The following is a 3586-nucleotide window of genomic DNA, read 5'->3' on the forward strand; positions in this document are numbered from 1 at the left end:
GGAAAACGGCAAGGCTGTCCGCGAGACCCTGGCCGCCGACATCCCGCTCGCCATCGACCACTTCCGCTACTTCGCTGGCGTTATCCGCGCCCAGCAAGGCGGCATTTCCGAGATCGACGAGAACACCGTCGCCTACCACTTCCATGAGCCACTCGGCGTGGTCGGGCAGATCATCCCGTGGAACTTCCCGATCCTGATGGCCGTCTGGAAGCTCGCTCCGGCGCTGGCCGCAGGCAACTGCGTGGTACTCAAGCCAGCCGAACAGACCCCGGCGTCCATCCTGTACTTGATGAGCCTGCTCAGCGAGGTCCTGCCGGCTGGCGTGATCAACGTCGTGAACGGCTTCGGCGTGGAGGCGGGCAAGCCGCTGGCCTCCAGCAACCGCATCCGGAAGATCGCCTTCACCGGTGAGACCACCACCGGCCGGCTGATCGCCCAGTACGCCTCGGAGAACCTGATCCCGGTGACCCTGGAGCTCGGCGGTAAGAGCCCCAACCTCTTCTTCGACGATGTGATGAGCGCCGACGACGGCTTCCTGCAGCGCGCCCTCGAGGGCTTCAGCATGTTCGCGCTCAACCAGGGCGAGATCTGCACCTGCCCGAGCCGCGCGCTGATTCAAGAAGGTATCTACGAGGACTTCCTGGAGCAGGCCGTCGAGCGGGTCGGCAAGATCAAGCGGGGCAATCCGCTCGACACCGACACGATGATGGGCGCGCAGGCCTCCAGCGACCAGTTCGAGAAGATCAAGTCGTATCTGACGATCGGCCGAGACGAGGGCGCACAGGTGCTCATCGGCGGCGATGTGGAGCATCTCGACGGCGACCTGGCTGGCGGTTACTACATCCAGCCGACCGTCTTCCGGGGCCGTAACGATATGCGGATTTTCCAGGAGGAGATCTTCGGACCGGTGCTCGCGGTCACCAGCTTCACCGACTACGACGACGCCATTTCCATCGCCAACGACACCCTCTACGGGTTGGGCGCCGGCGTGTGGAGCCGTAACGGCACCGTCGCCTACCGGGCGGGCCGCGATATCCAGGCCGGCCGGGTGTGGACGAACACCTACCACGACTACCCGGCGCACGCCGCCTTCGGCGGGTACAAGAGCTCCGGTATCGGCCGCGAGAACCACCTGATGATGCTCTCGCACTACCAGCAGACCAAGGCGCTGCTGGTCGGCTACGCGGGTGAGCCGAAGGGCTTCTTCTAAACACCGACCGCGCCCCGGAGTTCACGCTCCGGGGCGCATTCGCGTTGGGGGATCGAGAGAGGAGTACGACGATGTCTGACATCACCGCACCGGAGCGGGTCACCGCGACCGAGGACGGCCGTGCACTGCTGACCAAACTGACCGAACTGCACGGGCCGCTAATGATGCATCAGTCCGGCGGGTGCTGCGACGGCTCGGCTCCCATGTGTTATCCGGTCGGCGACTACCGCATCGGACAGCGTGATGTGCTGGTCGGGGAGCTCGAGTTGCCCGATCCGCTGCCGTCGGTCCGGGTGTGGATCAGCGGTGAGCAATTCACCGTGTGGAAGCACACCCAGCTGATCATCGACGTGGTGCCTGGCCGCGGTGCGGGTTTTTCCCTCGAAGCCCCCGAGGGCGTGCGCTTTCTCTCCCGCGCGCGCGTTTTTACCGACGACGAGCAGACAGCGTTGGCCGCCTCGCCCCCGCAGACCGGCGCCGACCTCGGCGCATAACACCGATCAGTACCCGCGGGCCGGATCGACGACGGAGATCAGCGGGTCACCGGCGATGAAGCGTCGCACATTCTCGGCGAGAAACGGCGCCATCTCGCGGGTCAGGCCCGGCGTCGGGTTCGCGATATGCGGCGTGATGATCACGTTCGGCAGGGCCCACAGCGGATCGTCGTCGGATGGCGGTTCGGGGTCGGTGACGTCGAGCGCCGCCCCGGCGATGGTCCCGGCGCGCAGCGCGCGGGCAAGCGCCGCCTGATCGATCAGTTCGCCGCGGGCGACGTTCACGATCCAGCTGTGCGGTTTGAGTAGTGCCAGGGTGCGGTCGTTGATCAGGTGATGCGTCTGCGCTGTCGACGGCGCAGCGAGCACCACGTGGTCGGCGGCAGCGAGCACGTCCTCGATCTCGGTGGACGGCACGGTGCGGTCGGCGCCGTCGATCGGCGTCCCGGACCTGTTGACCGCGAGAACCGTGGCACCACACGCTGCCAGCCGCGGCGCGAGTTCCCGGCCGATACCGCCGGCGCCGATGATCGCGACAGTGGCGTCATGCAGGCTGCGCACCGCGGGCGGGATCACGTCGGTGTTCCAGCCGAGCATGAGCGACGTATTGATCTGACGCAGTCCGGCCAGTAGCAGGGCGAGGGCGTGTTCGGCGCAGCCTCTGGCATAGAAGCCCGAGGCGTTGGTCCACAATCGGCGGTCGTCGATCGCCCCCGAGGTGTAGTACGCCTCGATCCCCGCGAACGGCAGCGCCACCCATTCCACCGCATCGGGGAGGTTCGGGAAGTCGTGCGGCGGGCCGTGCCACACCAGCGCCCGCGCGCGATCGAGCGTCACTACGGTGCCCCCACTGGACTCGACCGCGTCGACCAGGTGCGGATCGGGCGCGGGTTCGATAGCGACGGGCAGCGGCGCGTTCATGCCCGCAGGATCGTTCATGCCCTCAGGTTTACGCCATCGCCCCGGTCGTCGTCGGGCGCGTGGCCGATACTCCCTGCTTATCAGGCCAGTAGCAGGGCGCCCACCAGACCCACCGCGGCGATCCAGGCCGCACCGAGTGCGCCGAGCGCGATGGGGCGCGGACCCACGGCGCGCAGTGCGGCGAGTCGGACGCCCGCGCCGAGAGCAAACATGGCGGCACTCAGGAGCGCGACCTGCACCTGACCGGCCGCCAGGAGCGCCGGCGCGGGCAGCACCTGGGCCGAGCGGACGGCGGCGCACCCGAGGAACCCGACGATGAACAGCGGAACCAACGGCGGACGCGGTCCCGACGATGACGACGCGCGCTGCCGCACGCTGATCACCGTCAGCACCGGAGCCAGCATCAGCACGCGTCCGAGCTTCACGACCACCGCAACGGCCAGTGCGCCCGAGCCGATCGCCCCGCCAGCCGCGACCACTTGCGCCACCTCGTGAATGGCCGCGCCCACCCAGATGCCACCGACGTCCGGCCCCAGTCCGAATACCTGCACCGAGAGCGGGATCAGCCCCATCAGGACCGTCCCGAAGACCACCACGGTTCCGATCGCGGTCGCCACATCGTCGTCGTCGGAATCGCTCGATCCGGCGACCGCCGCGACGGCCGCCGCACCGCAGATCGACGTTCCGCAGGCAATCAGTAAGCGCTGCTCGCGGCGTACACCGAGTAGTCGTCCGATCCACCACGACCCACCGAGGCTCAGCCCCACGGTCGCCACAATCAGGACGAGCACCCCGGCCCCGAGGCCGAAGATCTCGCCGAACACCAGCTGCAGTCCGAGGAGCGCCACTCCCACGCGCAGCACCTGCCGCGAGGCGATCGCCAGCCCGGGCGTGTACCGCGGGCCGAGCGGGCGCGCATTCCCCACGACGATGCCGGCCACGATGGCGATCAGCAGTGGGC

At 68.1% G+C, this 3586-nt stretch carries 4 protein-coding genes; 2 read left to right on the forward strand and 2 right to left on the reverse strand.

What is annotated here, in order from left to right; genetic code table 11:
* Together WAW85_RS01525 and WAW85_RS01530 are read left to right on the forward strand one after the other, a co-directional pair.
* On the forward strand, window positions 1-1210 hold a 1210-nt coding region (locus WAW85_RS01525; protein ID WP_422557899.1), incomplete at its 5' end, for an aldehyde dehydrogenase family protein.
* 71 nt (window positions 1211-1281) lie between these two features.
* On the forward strand, window positions 1282-1704 hold the full coding sequence (locus tag WAW85_RS01530) for a DUF779 domain-containing protein (protein WP_422557900.1): 423 nt from the start codon (window positions 1282-1284) through the stop codon (window positions 1702-1704).
* 6 nt (window positions 1705-1710) lie between these two features.
* Here the strand turns inward: WAW85_RS01530 and WAW85_RS01535 are convergent, their stop codons facing one another.
* Both WAW85_RS01535 and WAW85_RS01540 read right to left on the reverse strand, forming a co-directional pair.
* On the reverse strand, window positions 1711-2625 hold the full coding sequence (locus tag WAW85_RS01535) for a D-isomer specific 2-hydroxyacid dehydrogenase family protein (RefSeq protein WP_422557902.1): 915 nt from the start codon (window positions 2623-2625) through the stop codon (window positions 1711-1713).
* Between the two features lie 80 nt (window positions 2626-2705).
* A partial coding sequence (locus WAW85_RS01540; RefSeq protein WP_422557901.1) for a YeiH family protein occupies window positions 2706-3586 on the reverse strand: 881 nt, incomplete at its 5' end.

Origin of the sequence: Gordonia sp. (in: high G+C Gram-positive bacteria) (genome assembly GCF_049299075.1) — a bacterium.
Classification (GTDB): domain Bacteria; phylum Actinomycetota; class Actinomycetes; order Mycobacteriales; family Mycobacteriaceae; genus Gordonia.

What these genes read in the sequence shown, in the direction of transcription:
- WAW85_RS01535 (WP_422557902.1), bottom strand. Translation starts at nt 2,625, where the DNA reads ATGAACGCGCCGCTGCCCGTCGCTATCGAACCCGCGCCCGATCCGCAC.
- WAW85_RS01530 (WP_422557900.1), top strand. Translation starts at nt 1,282, where the DNA reads ATGTCTGACATCACCGCACCGGAGCGGGTCACCGCGACCGAGGACGGC.